Origin of the sequence: Serratia sp. root2 (assembly GCF_031931805.1) — a bacterium.
In the GTDB taxonomy this organism is placed as follows: Bacteria; Pseudomonadota; Gammaproteobacteria; order Enterobacterales; family Enterobacteriaceae; genus Serratia; species Serratia inhibens.
Genome location: NZ_JAUJXB010000001.1, coordinates 1224083 through 1226047, shown reverse-complemented (window position 1 = coordinate 1226047; position 1965 = coordinate 1224083). Strand labels below are relative to the sequence as shown.

The following is a 1965-nucleotide window of genomic DNA, read 5'->3' as shown; positions in this document are numbered from 1 at the left end:
GGGTGCAATTGTACCGTTTTTTTTTATTCAAATAGGGGTGTGCAATGAATGAATTAGACGAAGCCTTGTCGGGCTACCTTGTTACGCAGGCTGCGAAAGTATTGAAGTGCAGCCCGGACATTATCGAGTGGGAAAGTGATATTGATGAATATGGGTTTGAGTCAATGGAGGTCAACCAATATTGCGTCGATCTGAATAAATTTTTCTCTATCAAACTGACGCCGGTTGTATTCCTGGAAGTCAATTCGTTGCAAGGGTTGAGTGAGTATCTGAAAAAACATCACTTCAATCGTCTTGAAATGACCTTTTTATGAACATGAGTCTCAGAGGAAACTTTTATGGAAAAGTATGACATTCAAAGTGAAACGCAACGCAAAGCCTTCGACCTGATGCCACACTTCTTTCTCGATCAGGAGGAACAGGCGAATTTCCACTTTATGATGCATATGCGGTTGCTGTTGAACGCGCCTGAGTTTATGGCCACCTTCGAACGCGACCTGTTTGAGAAGAAATTGGCCGACCTCCAGGCGAAATGTCCGGATCTGGCCAACATGGATTGTGCCGATACGTTCATAAAAATGAAGTCCTACGATTTCTCAAATATGGATCGGCATACATTCCAGCACATGATCAATGACGCAAGCAATCCGCCGATTATTGCCAAGGGTTTTCTCAACGACACGAAAGCCGTTCAACAATGGACCCATGAGTACCTGATTGAGCACTACAAAGACACTGAGATTATCGCGGTGGGTTATGATGAAAAAGAAACCAGTCTAAAAAAACTCAAGTTGGAAAAAATACTGCGGTCTCAATTGGACAAGGATTCAAAGGTCAGCTATTACATCAACAACTCTGCGGAAATATTTAACGACTATCCGGATTTAATCGATGAAGTGGGGGCTGAAAAAATACTTGATCTGTTTTATGGTCATTCTGCAAATAGTTTCAGTCAGTTATTTGTCGGCAATCTTCGCACCTGGGGAACCAACTGGCATCAGGGAAATGATATTTCCTGTGCACTGATGATCAGTGGGGTAAAACGGTGGTATTTCGTCGATCCACGGCTAGGGTATATCTTGCGTCCCTTCTTTGACGGCGCCAATGGCATGTCAGCCAAAATGGATGCTCGCCTGGATATGAACTTCCATAAAATCCATAGTCCACTTTATGCGTACGCGCCCAAATTTTATGTCGATCTGGAACCCGGCGATGTCATCTTCTTCACGAAATACTGGCCGCATGCGGTTATCAACACCACACCGTTGCAGATCATGGCCAATATGCGAATGACGGAAGTGAATCTGGATACCATGACCAAAGGCAAAGATGTTCCGACGCTGATGCCGGTGTACGACAACATTCTGAACTCCGATCCATCCTTCATCAAATTCAAGTTCGATATCTTTAATAACTTGGGGAAAAAATCCAAAACCATCGGCGATGAGAACTATTTCTCTGCCTATACTTCGACCAGCGATGTTCTGACCAATGGGGATAAACAATGAGCGAGTACCTGATAAATTCCGGCGAGTTCAACATGATTGTTTGTCCGGCAGACAAAGCCTATTACATCCTTAATGATGATCGGGCTTCGACGGAGACGCTGCAGGAATTTCTGGACGGTGAGAACGTGCAGTACCACCGGCTTAAGCCCCTGTGGTTTAAGTATCGCGCCGATGAATCCTGGCAGGATCTCAATAAAAAAGAGTATCGACTGGGTAAAGAGCTTTCCGAAGCGGAACTGATCGACCGTTTTGTCTTGAAAGCATTTAACTTTGGCAGTTTGGTCGCCGTTCGTGACAGCCAAACGGGCGCCGTCAAGATATTTAAACGAGACAAGTTAAAAATGTCCGTCCGTTAGTAACCGATTCGCCTGAATAAAATTGATGCACGCCTTCTTATGATTTTTCCCTGTTGTACTAGACTCATGGGGGGCGTGCGGCAGCGCTGTTAACCGCGCCA

The 1965-nt window shown here is 44.9% G+C and carries 3 protein-coding genes; all 3 read left to right on the top strand.

What is annotated here, in order from left to right:
- The first annotated feature begins 44 nt into the window (after positions 1 to 44).
- The 3 genes from QZQ97_RS05625 to QZQ97_RS05615 are packed head-to-tail and all read left to right on the top strand — an operon-like array spanning position 45 to position 1864.
- Positions 45 to 314 carry an acyl carrier protein gene (locus QZQ97_RS05625; protein ID WP_041416949.1) on the top strand — a complete coding sequence of 90 codons (270 nt, stop codon included), beginning with the start codon at positions 45 to 47 and terminating at the stop codon, positions 312 to 314.
- A 24-nt stretch (positions 315 to 338) separates the two neighbouring features.
- Positions 339 to 1508, top strand: a complete 1170-nt coding sequence (locus QZQ97_RS05620; protein ID WP_004944602.1) for a cupin-like domain-containing protein — start codon at positions 339 to 341, stop codon at positions 1506 to 1508.
- Positions 1505 to 1864: a hypothetical protein gene (locus QZQ97_RS05615; protein WP_062790739.1), complete on the top strand. Its 360-nt coding sequence runs from the start codon at positions 1505 to 1507 to the stop codon at positions 1862 to 1864. The genes QZQ97_RS05620 and QZQ97_RS05615 overlap by 4 nt, the downstream gene beginning before the upstream one ends.
- Positions 1865 to 1965 lie beyond the last annotated feature (101 nt).